The organism is Pseudomonas sp. Root569, assembly GCF_001427465.1.
In the GTDB taxonomy this organism is placed as follows: Bacteria; Pseudomonadota; Gammaproteobacteria; order Pseudomonadales; family Pseudomonadaceae; genus Aquipseudomonas; species Aquipseudomonas synxantha.
Window position 1 is genome coordinate 1 of sequence record NZ_LMGQ01000005.1, and the last position, 16,423, is coordinate 16,423.

A 16,423-nucleotide genomic window follows, 5' to 3' on the forward strand; every position below is an offset into this window, starting at 1 on the left:
TTCCCCATGTGAGAGTAGGTCATCGTCAAGATTAAATTCCGAAACCCCAATTGCGAAAGCAGTTGGGGTTTTGTTTTGGGCGCTCGGAAAGTGTCCACCCTGTCCCCGCGCACCTGTCAGCCATGTGTCCGGTCCGTGCACCACAGTGCTAAAGTCCACCCCTCGATTTTGCTTTTCCCAAGGAAGCCGTTATGCCGGACGCAACGTCCCTCAGCGCTGGATTCATGGTGGTCCACGGCAATCGCCTGGACGAACTGCGTAGCCTGGTGGTCAGTTGGATGCGCCGCTACCCACTGGCGCCTTTGGAAAATGAAATCGCCCTGGTACAAAGCAACGGTATCGCCCAGTGGCTCAAGCTGGCCCTGGCCGAAGACCCTGAGGAAGACGATATGGGCGGTTGCGGCATTGCTGCTGCAATCGATGTGCAGCTGCCTGGCAGCTTCATGTGGCAGCTCTACCGCATGGTCCTGGGCCGTGACGAAATCCCGCCGAAGTCCCTGCTCGATAAAGCCCCGTTGACCTGGCGCCTGATGCGCCTGTTACCCGAGCTGATTGACCAGCCGTACTTCGAGCCTTTGCAACGCTTCCTGACCCAAGACACCGACCTGCGCAAACGCTACCAACTTGCCGAGCGCCTGGCTGACTTGTTCGACCAATACCAGGTCTACCGCGCTGATTGGCTGGAAGATTGGGCCGCAGGCCGCCACCAACTACGCAATAGTCGAGGCGAATCCAAACCGCTCGACCCTGCCAATTGCTGGCAAGCCGAGTTATGGCGTGCGTTGTTGCTGGACGTGGGAGCAGAGGGCATGGCCCAAAGTCGAGCCGGCGTTCACCAACGTTTTATCGAACGTATCAATAGCCTTGAAAAAGCGCCGTCCGGCTTGCCTTCCCGGGTGATTGTCTTTGGCATTTCATCGCTACCGGCCCAGGCATTGGAAGCGCTGGCGGGTCTGGCCCGTTTCAGCCAGGTCCTGCTTTGCGTGCATAACCCTTGCCGCCACCACTGGTCCGATATCGTCGCCGACAAGGACCTGCTGCGAAACGAATACAAACGCCAGGCGCGCAAAGCCGGCATGCCGGTCACCATCGACCCCCAAACCCTACATCAGCACGCCCATCCGTTGCTCGCCGCGTGGGGCAAGCAAGGCCGTGATTACATCAGCCTGCTAGACAGCTACGATGACCCCAACAGCTATCGGGCCGCATTCCGTGACGGCCGCATCGACTTGTTCAGCGACAGTGAACCCACCACGCTGCTCAACCAGCTCCAGGACGATATCCTCGAACTGCGCCCGCTGAATGAAACCCGTGAGCTGTGGCCCCCTGTCGACTTGGAGCACGATGCTTCGATCCGCTTCCACATTGCCCACAGCGCCCAGCGCGAAGTGGAGATCCTCCACGACCAATTGCTCCAACGCTTCAGCGCCGACCCAACTTTGCGCCCCCGGGACATCATCGTCATGGTCCCCGACGTCGACAGCTACGCGCCGCACATCCGCGCAGTCTTCGGCCAGCTCGAACGAAATGATCCACGCTTCATTCCTTTCACCCTTACCGACCAAGGCCAGCGCGGCCGCGACCCTCTGCTGATCGCCGTCGAGCACCTGCTGAAACTTCCCGACAGCCGTTTCCCCGTCAGCGAGATCCTCGACCTGCTCGACGTGCCCGCCCTGCGCGAACGTTTCGCTATCAAAGAGCGCGACTTGCCCACCTTGCATCGCTGGATCGAAGGTGCCGGCATCCGCTGGGGCCTGAATGCCGAGCAACGCGCTGGTTTAGGCCTACCTACAGAACTGGAACAAAACAGCTGGCGATTCGGCCTGCGCCGCATGCTGCTGGGCTACGCTGTCGGCACCGGCACGGCCTGCAATGGGATTGAGCCCTACGATGAAATCGGCGGCCTCGATGCGGCACTGATCGGCCCGCTGGTCGCCCTGCTCGATGCCTTGAGCGATGCCCACCAGGCGTTGTCCCAACCCGCCTCCCCCCAGGCCTGGGGCGAGCGACTGCAACGCTTGATGCAGCTGTTTTTCCTGCCCAGCAGTGAGCACGATGACTACCTGCTAGGCCAGCTCGAACAACTAAGAGAGACTTGGCTGGAAACCTGCGAGTCCGTTGGCTTGCAGGACGAATTGCCGCTTACCGTGGTCCGTGAGGCGTGGTTGGCCGGACTGGATCAGGGGCGCCTGTCCCAACGCTTCCTAGCGGGAGCTGTCAATTTTTGTACCCTCATGCCCATGCGTGCAATCCCGTTCAAGCTGGTCTGTCTGCTCGGCATGAATGATGGTGATTACCCGCGGGCCCAGCCGCCCCTGGACTTCGACCTGATGGGCAGCGACTACCGCCCCGGTGACCGTTCACGCCGCGAAGACGACCGCTACTTACTGCTTGAAGCGCTGCTGTCGGCCCGCGACCAGCTATATATCAGCTGGGTAGGGCGCAGCATCCGCGATAACAGCGATCGCCCAGCCTCGGTGTTGATTGGTCAACTGCGCGATCACCTCGCCAGCGGCTGGCAGCACGCCAAAACCGATACACCGCTGATTGACGCAATGACCCAGGAACATCCTCTGCAGCCCTTCAGTGCCCGCTACTTTCACGAAGGCGACCCGCTGTTCAGTTATGCCCGCGAATGGCAATTGCTGCATGAAACCCCGGTCGCCGTCGGCCCAGAAAATACGCTGGCGCAACACCAACAGGAAGAGGCGCTGAGCCTCGGCCAGTTGCAGGACTTCCTACGCAACCCGGTTAAACACTTCTTCAGCCAGCGCCTGAAAGTGTTCTTTGAAGCTGCCGAAGTTCCCCTGGCCGACGAAGAGCCCTTCGTGCTGGACGCACTGCAACGCTACAGCCTCAGTGACAGCCTGCTGAGCGCCGCACTGACCCAGCCCGATCACCTCGATCAGGCCCTCAATGCCCAGGCGCTGCGCCTGCAAGGCAGCGGACTGCTGCCGATGGTCGGTTTCGGTGAGTGTCTGCGTAACGAACTGATCGAGCCATTGCCTGACCTTGTGCAACGCTATCAACACCTTCTGGCCCTTTGGCCAACCCCGCATACCGCTGCTGAGCCGATCAGTTTTGAGTATCAGGGCATCCAGCTGGAAGGTTGGATCAGCGGCCTGCATCGACGCAGTGATGGCGGTTTGTTAAGCGTTACCACCATCCCCAACAGCATTGGCTCGATCAAGACCCGCAAGTGGCACCGCCTGATTCGACCCTGGGTCAATCATGTGGTGGCCTGCGCCTGCGGCCTGCCACTGAGTACCGGCCTGGTGGCAAGTGACGACACCTTGCTGCTGGCTCCGCTGGACAAGCCCATTGCGCAGGAAATCCTTGGCAACCTGCTGCTGGCCTGGCACACCGGCATGAGCACGCCGCTACCCGTCGCGGTGAAAACCGCCTTTGCCTGGCTCGGCCAGACCGATCCCGTCAAGGCCCAGGCCGCGGCCAGCAAAGCCTACGAAGGCGATGGCATCACCACCGACGGCGAACGCCGCGAAACGCCCGCGCTCACGCGGCAATTTCCCGACTACGCCGCCTTGGTTGCCAGTGAAGAGTTCGAAGGCTGGTGCGAAACCCTGTATCGCCCACTGCTCAACGCCCCGTGGCGATCACTCTCCAGTACGGAGGCCGGCGCATGATTGGCAAACCCTTGGCCCTGGCGTTCCCGCTCAAAGGCAGCCAGTTGATCGAGGCCAGTGCCGGCACTGGCAAGACGTTTACCATCTCCGCCTTGTACCTGCGCCTGGTGCTCGGCCACGGCGGTGATGAGTCCGGTTTCGGGCGCGAACTGTTGCCGCCACAAATCCTAGTGGTGACGTTCACCGACGCCGCTACCAAAGAGCTGCGGGAGCGCATCCGCATCCGCCTGGCCGAAGCTGCGCGTTTCTTTCGCGACGAAATCGAACAGCCCGATGCGTTGATCGCCGACCTGCGCGATCAGTACCCCCCGGAGCAGTGGCCCGCCTGCGCCAACCGCCTGGACATCGCCGCGCAATGGATGGATGAAGCCGCCGTCTCGACTATCCACAGCTGGTGCCAGCGCATGCTGCGCGAACATGCGTTCGACAGCGGCAGCCTGTTCACCCAGACCCTGGAAACCGACCATAGCGACCTGCTGGGCGAAGTGCTACGCGACTACTGGCGGCTGTTCTGCTACCCGATGCACGACGACGCGCTCAGCTGGGTGCGCAGCCATTGGGGCGGCCCCGCTGCACTGATGCCGCGAGTGCGTGCGCTGTTCGGCAGCGAACGGCCCACCGATGAAAGTCGTGAGCCGGCGGAGCTGATCAACGCCTGCCTGCGAGAACGTCGCGCAGCGCTGGTAAGCCTCAAGGCGCCTTGGCAACAATGGGCCGTCGAGCTGCGGGATATCTGCCTGCAAGCTGTTGCGGCCAAAGCTGTCGATGGTCGCAAGATGCAAGCGCGCTACTTCGAACCCTGGTTCGAGAAGATCAGCGCCTGGGCCGCTGATGAAGCCCTGGAACAACTGGACATCGGCACCGGCTTCACGCGCCTGACGCCCGACGGCATGGCCGAAGCCTGGAAAGGTGAGCCGCCGCAGCACCCAGGGATCGAGGCCATGGCCGGCCTCAAAGCCAGCCTTGACGCCTTGCCAACACCAGACGCAGCGGTGTTGCAACATGCTGCCGGCTGGGTCGGCAAACGCTTCGAAGAAGAAAAGCGTCGCCGCGCAGAGATGGGCTTCGACGACATGCTGATTCGCCTCAACGCCGCCCTTCAAGCCGACGGTGGCGAGCGCCTGGCCAGTGTGATCCGTGAGCAATTTCCGGTGGCGCTCATTGATGAATTCCAAGACACCGACCCTGTGCAATACAGCATCTTCGACAGCATCTACCGCATCGAGGAGAACCATCTCGACAGTGGCCTGTTCCTGATAGGTGATCCCAAGCAGGCGATCTACGCCTTTCGCGGCGCCGACATCTACACCTACCTGCGCGCCCGGCAGTCCACCACCGGCCGCCATCACACCCTGGGCACCAACTTCCGTTCCAGCCATGCGATGGTCGAGGCGGTGAACCACGTGTTCCAGCGAGCTGAAACCGGCCGTGGCGCGTTTCTGTTTCGTGAGCCCAATGGCGAGAATCCGGTGCCGTTCCACCCGGTACTGTCCCAAGGCCGCAGAGAGCATCTGCAGGCTGACGGCCAGACGCTGCCGGCCATGAACCTTTGGCACCTGCCCACCGACCAGCCGATTTCCAACGCGCTTTATCGCCAACAACTGGCTGCTGCCTGTGCCACGCAGATCGTCGCGTTGCTCAACGGCGGGCAGCAAGGCACGGCGGGGTTTGTCACGAAAGACAGTTTCACCGGTGTGCTGCCCTCAAACATCGCCATCCTCGTGCGCGACGGCAAGGAAGCCCAGGCCGTACGTGCTGAACTGGCCAGCCGTGGCGTGCGTAGCGTGTACCTGTCGGATAAAGACTCGGTGTTCGCCGCCCAGGAAGCCCACGACCTGTTGGCCTGGCTCAAGGCGTGCGCCGAGCCGGATGTCGAGCGCCCGCTACGCGCTGCCCTTGCCTGCGTCACCTTGAATCTGTCGTTGGCGGAACTGGAGCGTCTGAACCAAGACGAACTGGCGTGGGAATCCCGCGTAATGCAGTTCCGGGGTTACCGCTCGATCTGGCGTACCCAAGGCGTGCTGCCGATGCTGCGCCGCCTGCTCCACGACTTTAAGTTGCCGCAAACCCTCATCGCCCGCAGTGATGGCGAGCGTGTGCTGACCAACCTGTTGCACCTCAGTGAGTTGTTGCAACAAGCCGCGTCGGAACTCGATGGTGAACAGGCGTTGATACGTCATCTGGCCGAACACTTGGCGCTGTCGGGCCAGGCTGGCGAAGAGCAGATCCTGCGGCTGGAAAGCGATGAGCAACTGGTCAAGGTGGTGACCATCCACAAATCCAAAGGCCTGGAATATGACTTGGTGTTCCTGCCGTTCATCTGCTCGGCCAAACCGGTGGATGGCAGTCGCTTGCCGCTGCATTACCATGATGAACAGGGTAAGTCCCAAGTGAGCCTGCGGCCGACGGCCGAGCTGATTGCCCAGGCCGATGACGAGCGCCTGGCCGAAGACCTGCGCTTGTTCTACGTGGCGTTGACCCGCGCCAAACACGCGTGCTGGCTGGGCATCGCCGACCTCAAGCGCGGCAATAACAGCAGTTCGGTTTTGCACCTCTCGGCCTTGGGCTATCTGCTGGGAGCCGGTGCGTCGCTAGGCGAATCCGCCGACCTGGCGCGCTGGCTGTTGGACTTGCAGCAAGGCTGCCCGGCCATCAGTTATGCACCTGTGCCAGATGCGCAAGACATCCTGTTCCACCCGCCACGCAATGAAGCGACCCTGCTGGCGCCGTTGCTGCCTAAACGCAAGGCTGCGGAAAACTGGTGGATCGCTTCCTACAGCGCCTTGCGCATTGGCGACAGCATGAGCGCCGCCAGCCTCGAAGCACCGGAAAGCCCACAGGCCCAGAAGCTGTTCGACGACGAACGCCTCGACCCGGATGCACCACGGGAAGTGGTGGCGTCCGGCGGTGACATACACCGTTTTCCACGCGGCCCTAATCCAGGCACCTTCCTTCACGGGTTGTTGGAGTGGGCCGGTGAAGAGGGTTTCAACGTGACGCCTGAGGCGATCGAAAAAGCCGTGGGCGCACGCTGTAATCGCCGCAACTGGGAGGGCTGGATCGTCACCCTCAGCGGCTGGCTGGGTCATCTGCTGCAAACGCCGCTGCCCCTGTGCAACGACCACGTCACCCTCAGCGGCCTGAAGCAGTACCAGATCGAAATGGAGTTCTGGTTCGCCAGCCACAAGGTCGATGTGCTCGCCCTCGACAAGCTGGTGTGCCAGCACACCCACGGCGGTGCCTCCCGCGTGGCCGCTGAGCCGGTGTTGCTCAACGGTATGTTCAAGGGGTTTATCGACCTGACGTTCGAGCACAATGGCCGCTACTACGTGGCGGACTACAAATCCAACTGGCTTGGTCCCGACGATTCAGCCTACACCCTTGATGCCATGGAGCATTCGATCCTAGAGCATCGGTACGACTTGCAATACGTATTGTACCTGCTGGCCCTGCATCGCCAGCTCAAGGCGCGTTTGCCGGATTACGATTACGACCAGCACGTCGGCGGCGCCCTGTACCTGTTCCTGCGCGGTACCCAGGCGGTGAGCCAGGGCGCGTATTTCACCCGGCCACCCCGTGAGCTGATCGAGGGGCTGGACCTGTTGTTCCAGGGCAAGCCTATCCCGCCCAAGGTTGAGCCCGCCTGGGAACAAGGAGTGCTGCTATGAACCTGTCGCCGTTACCGCTGGACGAGCTGACACCCCTGAGCCGCGCCGCCGACCTGCTGCAACTGTTAGAGCGGTGGGTCGACCGTGGCTGGTTGCGCGCCTTGGACAAAGCCTTCGTCGGCTTCCTGCATGAGCTTGATCCCCAGGCCGATCCCCTGGTGCTGTTGGCGACCGCCTTGACCAGCCATCAGTTGGGCCATGGTCACGTCTGCCTGGACCTGTTCGAAACCCTCAAGGCACCGGACTTCGCCCTGTCACTGCCGCCCGAGGGCGACCCGCACACCGGCGCCATGCTGCTGCCGTCACAGCTGCTGCATGGCCTGGACGGTGCCCATTGGTGTCATGCCCTGGCGTCCAGCCAACTGGTCGCGCTGGCGGTCGATGGCAGCGCAGCCGCCCAGAGCCGACCGTTGGTGTTGTCCGGCAAGCGCCTGTACCTACGGCGCTACTGGACCTACGAACGGCGTATCGACAGTGCCTTGCGCCAGCGTCTTGCGAGTATGGAGATCGTTGCCGCCGATTTGCCGCAGCGCCTCAATCGCCTGTTCGATCAACCGGCGCCGGATGGCGTGATCGACTGGCAAAAACTCGCCTGTGCCCTGGCGACCCGCGGCGCATTCAGTATCGTCACCGGCGGCCCCGGCACCGGCAAGACCACCACGGTGGTGCGCCTGCTCGCGCTGTTGCAAGCGCCCGCCGTGGAGTCCGGCAACCCGTTGCGTATCCGTCTGGCCGCGCCCACCGGTAAAGCCGCCGCGCGCCTGACCGAATCCATCAGCCAGCAAGTGCTATCGCTGACAGTGGCCGACAACGTGCGGGAAAAAATCCCCACTCAGGTCACCACTGTCCACCGTCTGCTGGGCAGCCGCCCGGGAACCCGACATTTCCGTCATCACCTGGGTAACCCGTTACCTCTGGATGTGCTGGTGGTGGATGAGGCCTCGATGATCGACCTGGAAATGATGGCCAACCTGCTCGACGCCTTGCCGGCCCATGCACGCCTGATACTGCTGGGAGACAAGGACCAACTGGCATCGGTGGAAGCGGGAGCCGTACTCGGCGACTTGTGCCGCGATGCCGAAGCCGGCTGGTACAGCCCGCACACGCGCCAATGGTTGCAAGCGGTCAGCGGCGAAGACCTCAGTACCAGTGGCCTGCAAGAAGACCTCGATGGCAGTCATCCCCTGGCCCAGCAAGTAGTGATGCTGCGCTATTCGCGCCGCTTCGGTGAGGGCAGCGGCATCGGCCAACTGGCGCGTTGGGTCAACCAGCAAAACGCCGAAGAGGCCCGCCAGCTGTTGGCCGCACGCCGCCACGACGACCTCTTCTGCGTCAGCCTCAAGGGTGAACATGACCACGCACTTGAGCGCCTGGTGCTGGACGGGCAGGGCGACGGCGCCCAAGGTTATCGCTACTACCTGAACCTGCTGCAATCTGCACGCCCATCGCTGGATACGCGGCGGGACGACCCTGCCTGGACCCATTGGGCGCAACAGTTGTTGCAAGCCTTCGACGCGTTCCAGCTGCTTTGCGCCGTACGCAAGGGCCCTTGGGGCGTCGAAGGGCTGAACCTGCGCATCACCGCGGCGCTGCGCAAAGTGCGCCTGATCGAAGGCGATGAGCAGTGGTACGAAGGCCGCCCGGTGCTGATGACCCGTAACGATTACGGCCTGGGCCTGATGAACGGCGACATCGGCATCGCGCTGAAATTGCCCGAAAGCGACGGTGGCCCCCAGGTGCTGCGCGTGGCCTTCCCGCGTAACGATGGCCAGGGCGGCGTGCGCTTTGTGTTGCCCAGCCGGCTCAATGACGTGGAAACCGTGTACGCAATGACCGTGCACAAATCCCAAGGCTCTGAGTTCACCCATACCGCACTGATCTTGCCGGATGCCCTGAACCCGGTACTGACCAAAGAGTTGATTTATACCGGTATCACCCGCGCCAAGCGCTGGTTCAGCCTGATTGAGCCCCGGGCTGGCGTGTTTGAGGAGGCCGTGCGCCGCAAGGTCAAGCGCTTGAGCGGGCTGATGCTGGAATTGGACGCCGTGCCTGAAGAAACTGACTGATAGGTCATGCAATATTTCTGATTCAGCTGTCTGATTTTTCTGAAAAAATAGTGCGCCCCGCGCAAACCGTGTTTCGTGGGGTTTTCCGCCGCTGTGCTATCGTTGCGGCATCACCTTGGAAAACACCTGAGAGAATTGCTGCATGAACGTGGCTGGCTCGCCCACAGAGCGTAGTTTGAGCTGGAGAAGCATGTTACTGGTGGCGGTTCTGTGCCTGCTCGTGACGCCTCTGTCGGCACAGACCCAAAGCCTCGCCGAGCAGCGTGCCCAAGCGGTTACCCAAGTGGTGCTCGGCATCCTCAGCTACGCCCGATGGCCGGTAGAGCCTGCGCAGTTGCGGCTGTGCGTTGTCGGGCCGACCCAATACACAGACGACCTGGTCAAAGGCACCACCCAGGCTACCGGCCGTCCGGTGCTGGTGCGGCGCCTGCTGGTCGATCATCCCGACATCGTCAACGCCTGTGACGCTGTCTACATCGGCAAGCTCACCGCGGACGAACGCAGCCGCTTGTTCACCTCATTGATTGGCCACCCGGTACTCAGCATCAGCGAAGGCGGCGACCAATGCACCGTGGGCAGTCTGTTCTGCCTGCGAGTAAGCGATGAGCAAGTATCGTTCGAGGTCAACCTGGATTCCGTCGCCCGCAGCGGCGTGCGCATCCACCCCAGCGTGTTGCAGTTATCTCGCCGTCGAGCGCCAGGGTCATGAGCGGCACTAAGGTGCGGCCGACCCTGCGCTCGGTGATTGCCCGTGGGCATATGATCCTGGCCCTGGTGGCGGTCACCCTGGCCAGTGTGTCCCTGACCCTGCTCGGCGTACTTGCCCTGCGGGTCTACGCCGAGCACAACCTGCACCTGATCGCCCGTTCCATCAATTACACCGTGGAAGCGGCGGTGGTGTTCAATGACAGCGCGGCGGCTACCGAAGCCCTGAGCCTGATTGCCTCCACCGAGGAAGTGGCCCAGGCGGAAGTTTTCGATATCAATGGCAAATTGCTGGCGCGATGGGTACGCCCGGAAACCGGCATGTTGTCACGTGTCGAGCTGCAAATAGCGCACGCCCTGCTTGAACAGCCCATCAGCCAACCGATCCTGCGCCAGGGGCAAACCGTGGGCAGCATTCACCTGGTCGGCCACGGTGGCAGTCTATTGCGCTTTTTGCTCAGCGGCCTGGTCGGGATTCTGATCTGCACCGCCCTCAGCGCCTGGGTGGCCTTGCACTTGTCGCGGCGTCTGTTGAATGGTATCACCGTGCCGCTGCAGCGCCTGGCCGCCGTGGCCCACGCGGCCCGCAGCGAGCGCGACTTCGACCGCCGCGTTCCCTCCGCGCAGATCGCCGAACTCGACAGCCTGGGCAGCGACTTCAATGCCCTGCTCGGCGAGATGGAAGCCTGGCAGAGCCACCTGCAAAGCGAGAACGAAACCCTGGCTCACCAGGCCAGCCACGACAGCCTCACCGGCCTGCCCAACCGCGCGTTCTTCGAAGGCCGGTTGATCCGTGCCTTGCGCAGCGCAGCCAAGGTCAACGAGCAAGTGGCGGTGCTGTTTCTCGACAGTGACCGCTTCAAAGACATCAACGACAGCTTCGGCCACGCCGCCGGCGATGCCGTACTGGTAGCCGTTGCCGACCGCGTGCGTGCGCAACTGCGCGAGGATGACCTGGTGGCGCGCTTGGGTGGCGATGAATTTGCGGTGTTGCTGGCGCCCCTGCACAAGGCCGAAGACGCCCAGCGCATCGCCGACAAGATCATTGCCAGTATGGACGTGCCGATCCCACTGCCTGGGGACACCCAGGTATTGACCTCCCTCAGTATTGGCATTGCCATTTATCCCGATCATGGCGCCACTCCCGGCACCTTGCTCAACGCCGCCGATGCAGCGATGTACCAGGCCAAACGACTGTCCTCGGGCGGCCAGCAAACGGCGGAGTCGGAGCGCCCCGTCGTCAACGTTCAACACAGGAGTTGATTCCCTTGTTTGCTAACACGCGCGTTTTGTTTATTTCTTTACTCGTTGCCTTCCTGGCCCTCAGCGGCTGCCAGACGCCACCGCCCAAGGGCCTGACCCCGGCGCAAGTTGCCGTGCTCAAACAACAAGGCTTCGAGCTGACCGATGAAGGCTGGGCCTTCGGCCTGTCTGGCAAAGTGCTGTTTGGCAGCGACGTCGAAACCCTCAACAAACCCAGCACCGACATCGTTGAGCGCATCGGTAGCGCCCTGGTTGGTGCAGGCATTGAGCGCGTGCGCGTTGACGGCCACACCGATGCTTCCGGTAAAGAACCCTACAACGTGGCGCTGTCCCTGCGCCGCGCCAAGAGCGTCGGCAAGGTGCTGACCCGCGTGGGAATGAAAGAAGAAAATATCCAACTGCGCGGCCTGGGCAGCAGCGAGCCGGTGGCATCGAATACGACAACGGCAGGCCGAACCGAGAATCGCCGGGTGTCGATTGTAGTGATCGCGGACTAAGGCAATTCACCTGCCTTAACCTGAAATACATTCAAAATGTGGGAGGGGGCTTGCCCCCGATAGCAGTGTGTCAGCCAATACAACTGGTGACTGACACTCCGCCATCGGGAGCAAGCCCCCTCCCACATTTGTTTTGCGGTCTGCTCGCGGGAGTTTCCGCTTAACAGCGCGGCGTCATCGCCTGCGTCAAGTCATCCACCACGGCCTTGCCCATCTCACACAGATAATGCGCAGCCCATGCATATTGCTCGCCGCGCACATCCATGGCGGCTTCCATCGCGAGTTTCTTGGAGTAAAAAAGCAGGGAAGCTGACGGACGCCAGCTAATACTGTTTGGGGCAGTGTCACGCTCGAAACCCGGATCGCTAAACCCGATCGCTGATGTGCAGCGACCCAGGGAGGCTAGTGATCCAAACGCTACAGCGCAATAGGCCAAGGATTCTCTAGGAAACGTCCTGCAATTTAAAGCGGATCGTCGTTGATGGCGCTTTAATCCGCAAACCTGATCTCCCGCGTCTCCCCCATCAACAACCCCTGATTCTGCTCCGTCACCTCCCTGATGTAATCCCACAACAACGTAATCCGCTTCAACTTGCGCAAATCCTCCCGGCAATACATCCAGAACTGCCGCGTAATCGCAATCTGCTCGCCCAGCACGGGTAACAGGCGCGGATCCTGCGCCGCCAAAAAACACGGCAATATCGCCATCGACCGCCCTTGCTGTGCCGCCACGTACTGCGCGATCACGCTGGTACTGCGCAAACTGGCGCTGGCGCCTGGCACGACGTTGGCCAAGTACAGCAACTCCGAACTGAACGCCAAGTCATCCACATAACTGATAAACGGATGCTCGGCCAAATCCGCGGGTTTGCGGATTGGCGGGTGTTGGTCGAGGTAGTCCTGGGTCGCGTACAACTGCAATTTGTAGTCGCACAGTTTGCAGCACACATAGGGCCCGTGCTCCGGGCGTTCCAGGGCGATGACGATGTCGGCTTCGCGCTTGGACAGGCTGATGAAGTGCGGCAGCGGCAGGATATCTACTGAGATCGCAGGATAGGTGTCGACGAAATGGCTCAATTGCGGGGTGACGAAGAAGCTACCGAAGCCTTCGGTGCAGCCCATGCGCACGTGGCCGGACAGCGCCACGCCGGAGCCGGAGACTTGTTCGCAGGCCATGTGCAAGGTGCTTTCGATGGTCTCCGCGTAGCCCAGCAGCCGTTGGCCCTCGGTGGTGAGGACGAAGCCGTTGGTCCGGGATTTTTCAAACAGCAAGGTACCGAGGGACACTTCCAATGAGCTGATGCGCCGCGACACGGTGGTGTAGTCCACCGCCAGGCGCTTGGCGGCCACGCTGGCTTTGCGGGTGCGGGCCACTTCGAGGAAAAACTTCAGGTCATCCCAGTTCAGGGAGCCCAGGGAGGTGATGTTTTTTTGCATATTGGACCGGCTTTTATGTGCGTTCTTATTAGAAGTTTGCACATCTATACTCCAAAAACAGTCCGAACGCCTCATTCTTCAAGGCTATTCAACGCCTTGGTTCTCTGCATAAATACAAGATTCTGGAGACCACATGAACGCATCTGCCGATATTTCCGTGCAACAGGTCAAGTTGCTGATCAACGGCGAGTGGGTCGAGTCCAAGACCACGCAGTGGCAAGACATCGTCAACCCGGCCACCCAGCAAGTGCTGGCCAAAGTCCCGTTCGCTACTGCCGATGAAGTCAACGCTGCCATCGACGCCGCCCATCGCGCCTTCCAGACCTGGAAGCTGACGCCTATCGGCGCGCGCATGCGCATCATGCTCAAGCTACAAGCCTTGATCCGTGAACATTCCAAGCGTACCGCCGTGGTCCTCAGCGCTGAGCAGGGCAAAACCATTGCCGATGCCGAAGGCGATATTTTCCGTGGCCTGGAAGTGGTCGAGCACGCCTGCTCCATCGGCACCCTGCAAATGGGCGAGTTCGCCGAGAACGTAGCCGGTGGTGTGGATACCTACACCCTGCGCCAGCCTATCGGCGTGTGCGCCGGCATCACCCCATTCAACTTCCCGGCGATGATTCCACTGTGGATGTTCCCGATGGCCATCGCCTGCGGGAACACCTTCGTCCTCAAGCCATCCGAGCAGGACCCGCTGTCAACCATGCTGCTGGTGGAACTGGCGCTGGAAGCCGGTGTACCGGCCGGCGTACTCAACGTGGTGCATGGCGGCAAGGACGTGGTGGATGCACTCTGCACCCACAAAGACATCAAGGCCGTGTCCTTCGTCGGCTCGACGGCCGTGGGCACCCACGTGTATGACCTGGCCGGTAAACATGGCAAGCGCGTGCAGTCGATGATGGGCGCCAAGAACCACGCCGTGGTGCTGCCGGATGCCAACCGCGAACACACCCTCAATGCCCTCGTCGGCGCCGGGTTCGGCGCGGCGGGCCAGCGTTGCATGGCCACTTCGGTGGTGGTGCTGGTGGGCGCGGCCAAGCAGTGGCTGCCGGATCTCAAGGCCCTGGCGCAGAAGCTCAAGGTCAACGCCGGCAGCGAAGCCGGCACCGACGTCGGCCCGGTGATCTCCAAGCGCGCCAAGGCACGCATCCTGGAGTTGATCGAAAGCGGCGTGAAGGAAGGCGCCAAGCTGGAACTGGATGGCCGCGATATCAAGGTGCCGGGCTTCGAACAAGGTAACTTTGTCGGCCCAACCCTGTTCTCGGGCGTCACCCCCGACATGCGCATCTACACCGAGGAAATCTTCGGCCCGGTGCTGGTGGTGCTGGAAGTCGACACCCTCGACCAAGCCATCGCCCTGGTCAACGCCAACCCGTTCGGCAACGGCACTGGCCTGTTCACCCAGAGCGGTGCGGCGGCGCGCAAGTTCCAGAGCGAAATTGATGTGGGCCAGGTCGGTATCAATATCCCGATCCCGGTGCCAGTACCGTTTTTCAGCTTCACCGGCTCCCGGGGCTCCAAGCTTGGCGACCTCGGCCCGTATGGCAAGCAAGTGGTGCAGTTCTACACCCAGACCAAAACCGTCACCAGCCGCTGGTTCGATGACGACACCGTCAACGATGGTGTTAACACCACCATCAACCTGCGCTGAACCTGGGAGACGACCATGAAGATTGCATTTATCGGCCTGGGCAACATGGGTGCGCCCATGGCCCGTAACTTGATCAAGGCTGGGCACGCGCTTAACCTTTTCGACCTGAACCAGGCGGTACTCAAGGAACTCGCCGAATTGGGCGGCACCATCAGCAGCTCGCCCCGTGACGCGGCCCAAGGCGCGGAACTGGTGATTACCATGTTGCCGGCCGCCGCCCACGTACGCAGCGTCTGGCTCAATGAAGACGGAGTGCTGGCAGGCATCGGCAAAGGCGTGCCAGCGGTGGATTGCAGCACCATCGACCCGCAGACCATCCGTGATGTAGCGGCAGCGGCGGCAAAACAGGGCGTGGCCGTGGCCGATGCGCCGGTCTCCGGTGGCACCGGCGGCGCGCAAGCCGGGACGCTGACCTTCATGGTCGGCGCCAACCCGGAACTGTTCGCCACCCTTCAGCCGGTATTGGCGCAGATGGGCCGCAATATCGTGCACTGCGGTGATGTCGGCACCGGGCAAATCGCCAAGATCTGCAACAACCTGCTGCTGGGTATCAGCATGGTCGGCGTCAGCGAAGCCATGGCCCTGGGAGATGCACTCGGTATTGACACTCAAGTGCTGGCCGGCATCATCAATAGCTCCACCGGGCGCTGCTGGAGTTCCGATACCTATAACCCCTGGCCCGGCGTGATCGAGACCGCGCCTTCATCGCGTGGTTACACCGGTGGTTTTGGTGCCGATTTGATGCTCAAGGATCTGGGCCTGGCCACTGAGGCTGCGCGCCAGGCGCATCAGCCGGTGATCCTGGGGGCAGTGGCCCAGCAGCTCTATCAATCGATGAGCCAGCGTGGGGAAGGGGGCAAGGACTTCTCGGCGATCATCAACAGCTATCGCAAGCCTAAATAGGGCGGTTTCCGGGGGCCAGCAAACAGCTGGCTCCCGGGTTTTGCGGGTCAGGCAAACACAAAATACTTACGCACTGTCTCGACCACTTCCCACGTGCCCTTCATCCCCGGCTCCACCACAAAGATATCCCCAGCGCGCAAATGAATCGGCTCCATGCCTTCAGGTGTGATCACGCAGTAGCCTTCCTGGAAATGGCAGTATTCCCACTTCACGTATTCGACATACCACTTGCCCGGCGTGCAGATCCAGGTGCCCATTATCTTGCTGCCGTCTTCGCTGGTGTAGGCGTTGAGGTTGACGGTGTGCGGGTCGCCTTCGAGCTTTTCCCATTTGCAGGCATCCAGGACCGGCAGTGGGTGGGTGTCGCGCAGTACGGTGATGGGCTTGGACATGATGCCTCCGAGGCAAGGGTAGAAGAGTCGAACCCTATAGCGTCGCGGCTGGGGCTGGTGGTCTGGACTCGACATCGGTATGCCCAGAAGCGCAGTTAATGTGGGAGGGGGCTTGCTCCCGATAGCAGTGTGTCAGTCACTGCTATGGCTACTGACACACTGCAATCGGTGGCAAGCCCCCTCCCACATTGGATCTG

General features: G+C 61.6%; 10 protein-coding genes and 1 pseudogene. 8 read left to right on the top strand and 3 right to left on the bottom strand.

Annotated elements, in window-relative coordinates:
- Positions 1-191 precede the first annotated feature (191 nt).
- From recC to ASD70_RS06145, 6 genes are all read left to right on the top strand, one after another.
- Entirely contained in the window at positions 192-3,644 is a 3,453-nt protein-coding gene (gene recC, locus ASD70_RS06120) for an exodeoxyribonuclease V subunit gamma (protein ID WP_056845945.1), read from the top strand.
- On the top strand, positions 3,641-7,312 hold the full coding sequence (gene recB / locus ASD70_RS06125; protein ID WP_056845946.1) for an exodeoxyribonuclease V subunit beta: 3,672 nt from the start codon (positions 3,641-3,643) through the stop codon (positions 7,310-7,312). Before recC ends, recB begins: the two co-directional genes overlap by 4 nt.
- On the top strand, positions 7,309-9,378 hold the full coding sequence (gene recD, locus ASD70_RS06130) for an exodeoxyribonuclease V subunit alpha (protein WP_056845947.1): 2,070 nt from the start codon (positions 7,309-7,311) through the stop codon (positions 9,376-9,378). Before recB ends, recD begins: the two co-directional genes overlap by 4 nt.
- 142 nt (positions 9,379-9,520) lie before the next feature.
- Entirely contained in the window at positions 9,521-10,087 is a 567-nt protein-coding gene (locus tag ASD70_RS06135) for a YfiR family protein (protein WP_046069522.1), read from the top strand.
- Complete coding sequence (locus ASD70_RS06140) at positions 10,084-11,346, top strand: diguanylate cyclase domain-containing protein (protein ID WP_046069521.1); 1,263 nt, start codon at positions 10,084-10,086, stop codon at positions 11,344-11,346. Before ASD70_RS06135 ends, ASD70_RS06140 begins: the two co-directional genes overlap by 4 nt.
- Before the next feature lie 5 nt (positions 11,347-11,351).
- A complete protein-coding gene (locus ASD70_RS06145) occupies positions 11,352-11,843 on the top strand; it encodes an OmpA family protein (protein ID WP_043046736.1) in 492 nt (163 codons plus the stop codon).
- A gap of 160 nt (positions 11,844-12,003) precedes the next feature.
- On the opposite strand, the pseudogene ASD70_RS28190 reads toward ASD70_RS06145, so the two are convergent.
- A pseudogene (locus ASD70_RS28190) lies at positions 12,004-12,156 on the bottom strand (DUF3077 domain-containing protein); the annotation flags it as partial.
- 176 nt (positions 12,157-12,332) lie between these two features.
- Entirely contained in the window at positions 12,333-13,280 is a 948-nt protein-coding gene (locus ASD70_RS06155; protein ID WP_046069517.1) for a LysR family transcriptional regulator, read from the bottom strand.
- A gap of 133 nt (positions 13,281-13,413) precedes the next feature.
- Here ASD70_RS06155 and ASD70_RS06160 point away from each other — a divergent pair, with 133 nt between their 5' ends.
- On the top strand, positions 13,414-14,931 hold the full coding sequence (locus ASD70_RS06160) for a CoA-acylating methylmalonate-semialdehyde dehydrogenase (RefSeq protein WP_056845949.1): 1,518 nt from the start codon (positions 13,414-13,416) through the stop codon (positions 14,929-14,931).
- A 15-nt stretch (positions 14,932-14,946) separates the two neighbouring features.
- Entirely contained in the window at positions 14,947-15,834 is an 888-nt protein-coding gene (gene mmsB / locus ASD70_RS06165) for a 3-hydroxyisobutyrate dehydrogenase (protein WP_056845950.1), read from the top strand.
- A gap of 47 nt (positions 15,835-15,881) precedes the next feature.
- Here the strand turns inward: mmsB and ASD70_RS06170 are convergent, their stop codons facing one another.
- Positions 15,882-16,226: a cupin domain-containing protein gene (locus ASD70_RS06170; protein WP_003230905.1), complete on the bottom strand. Its 345-nt coding sequence runs from the start codon at positions 16,224-16,226 to the stop codon at positions 15,882-15,884.
- Positions 16,227-16,423 lie beyond the last annotated feature (197 nt).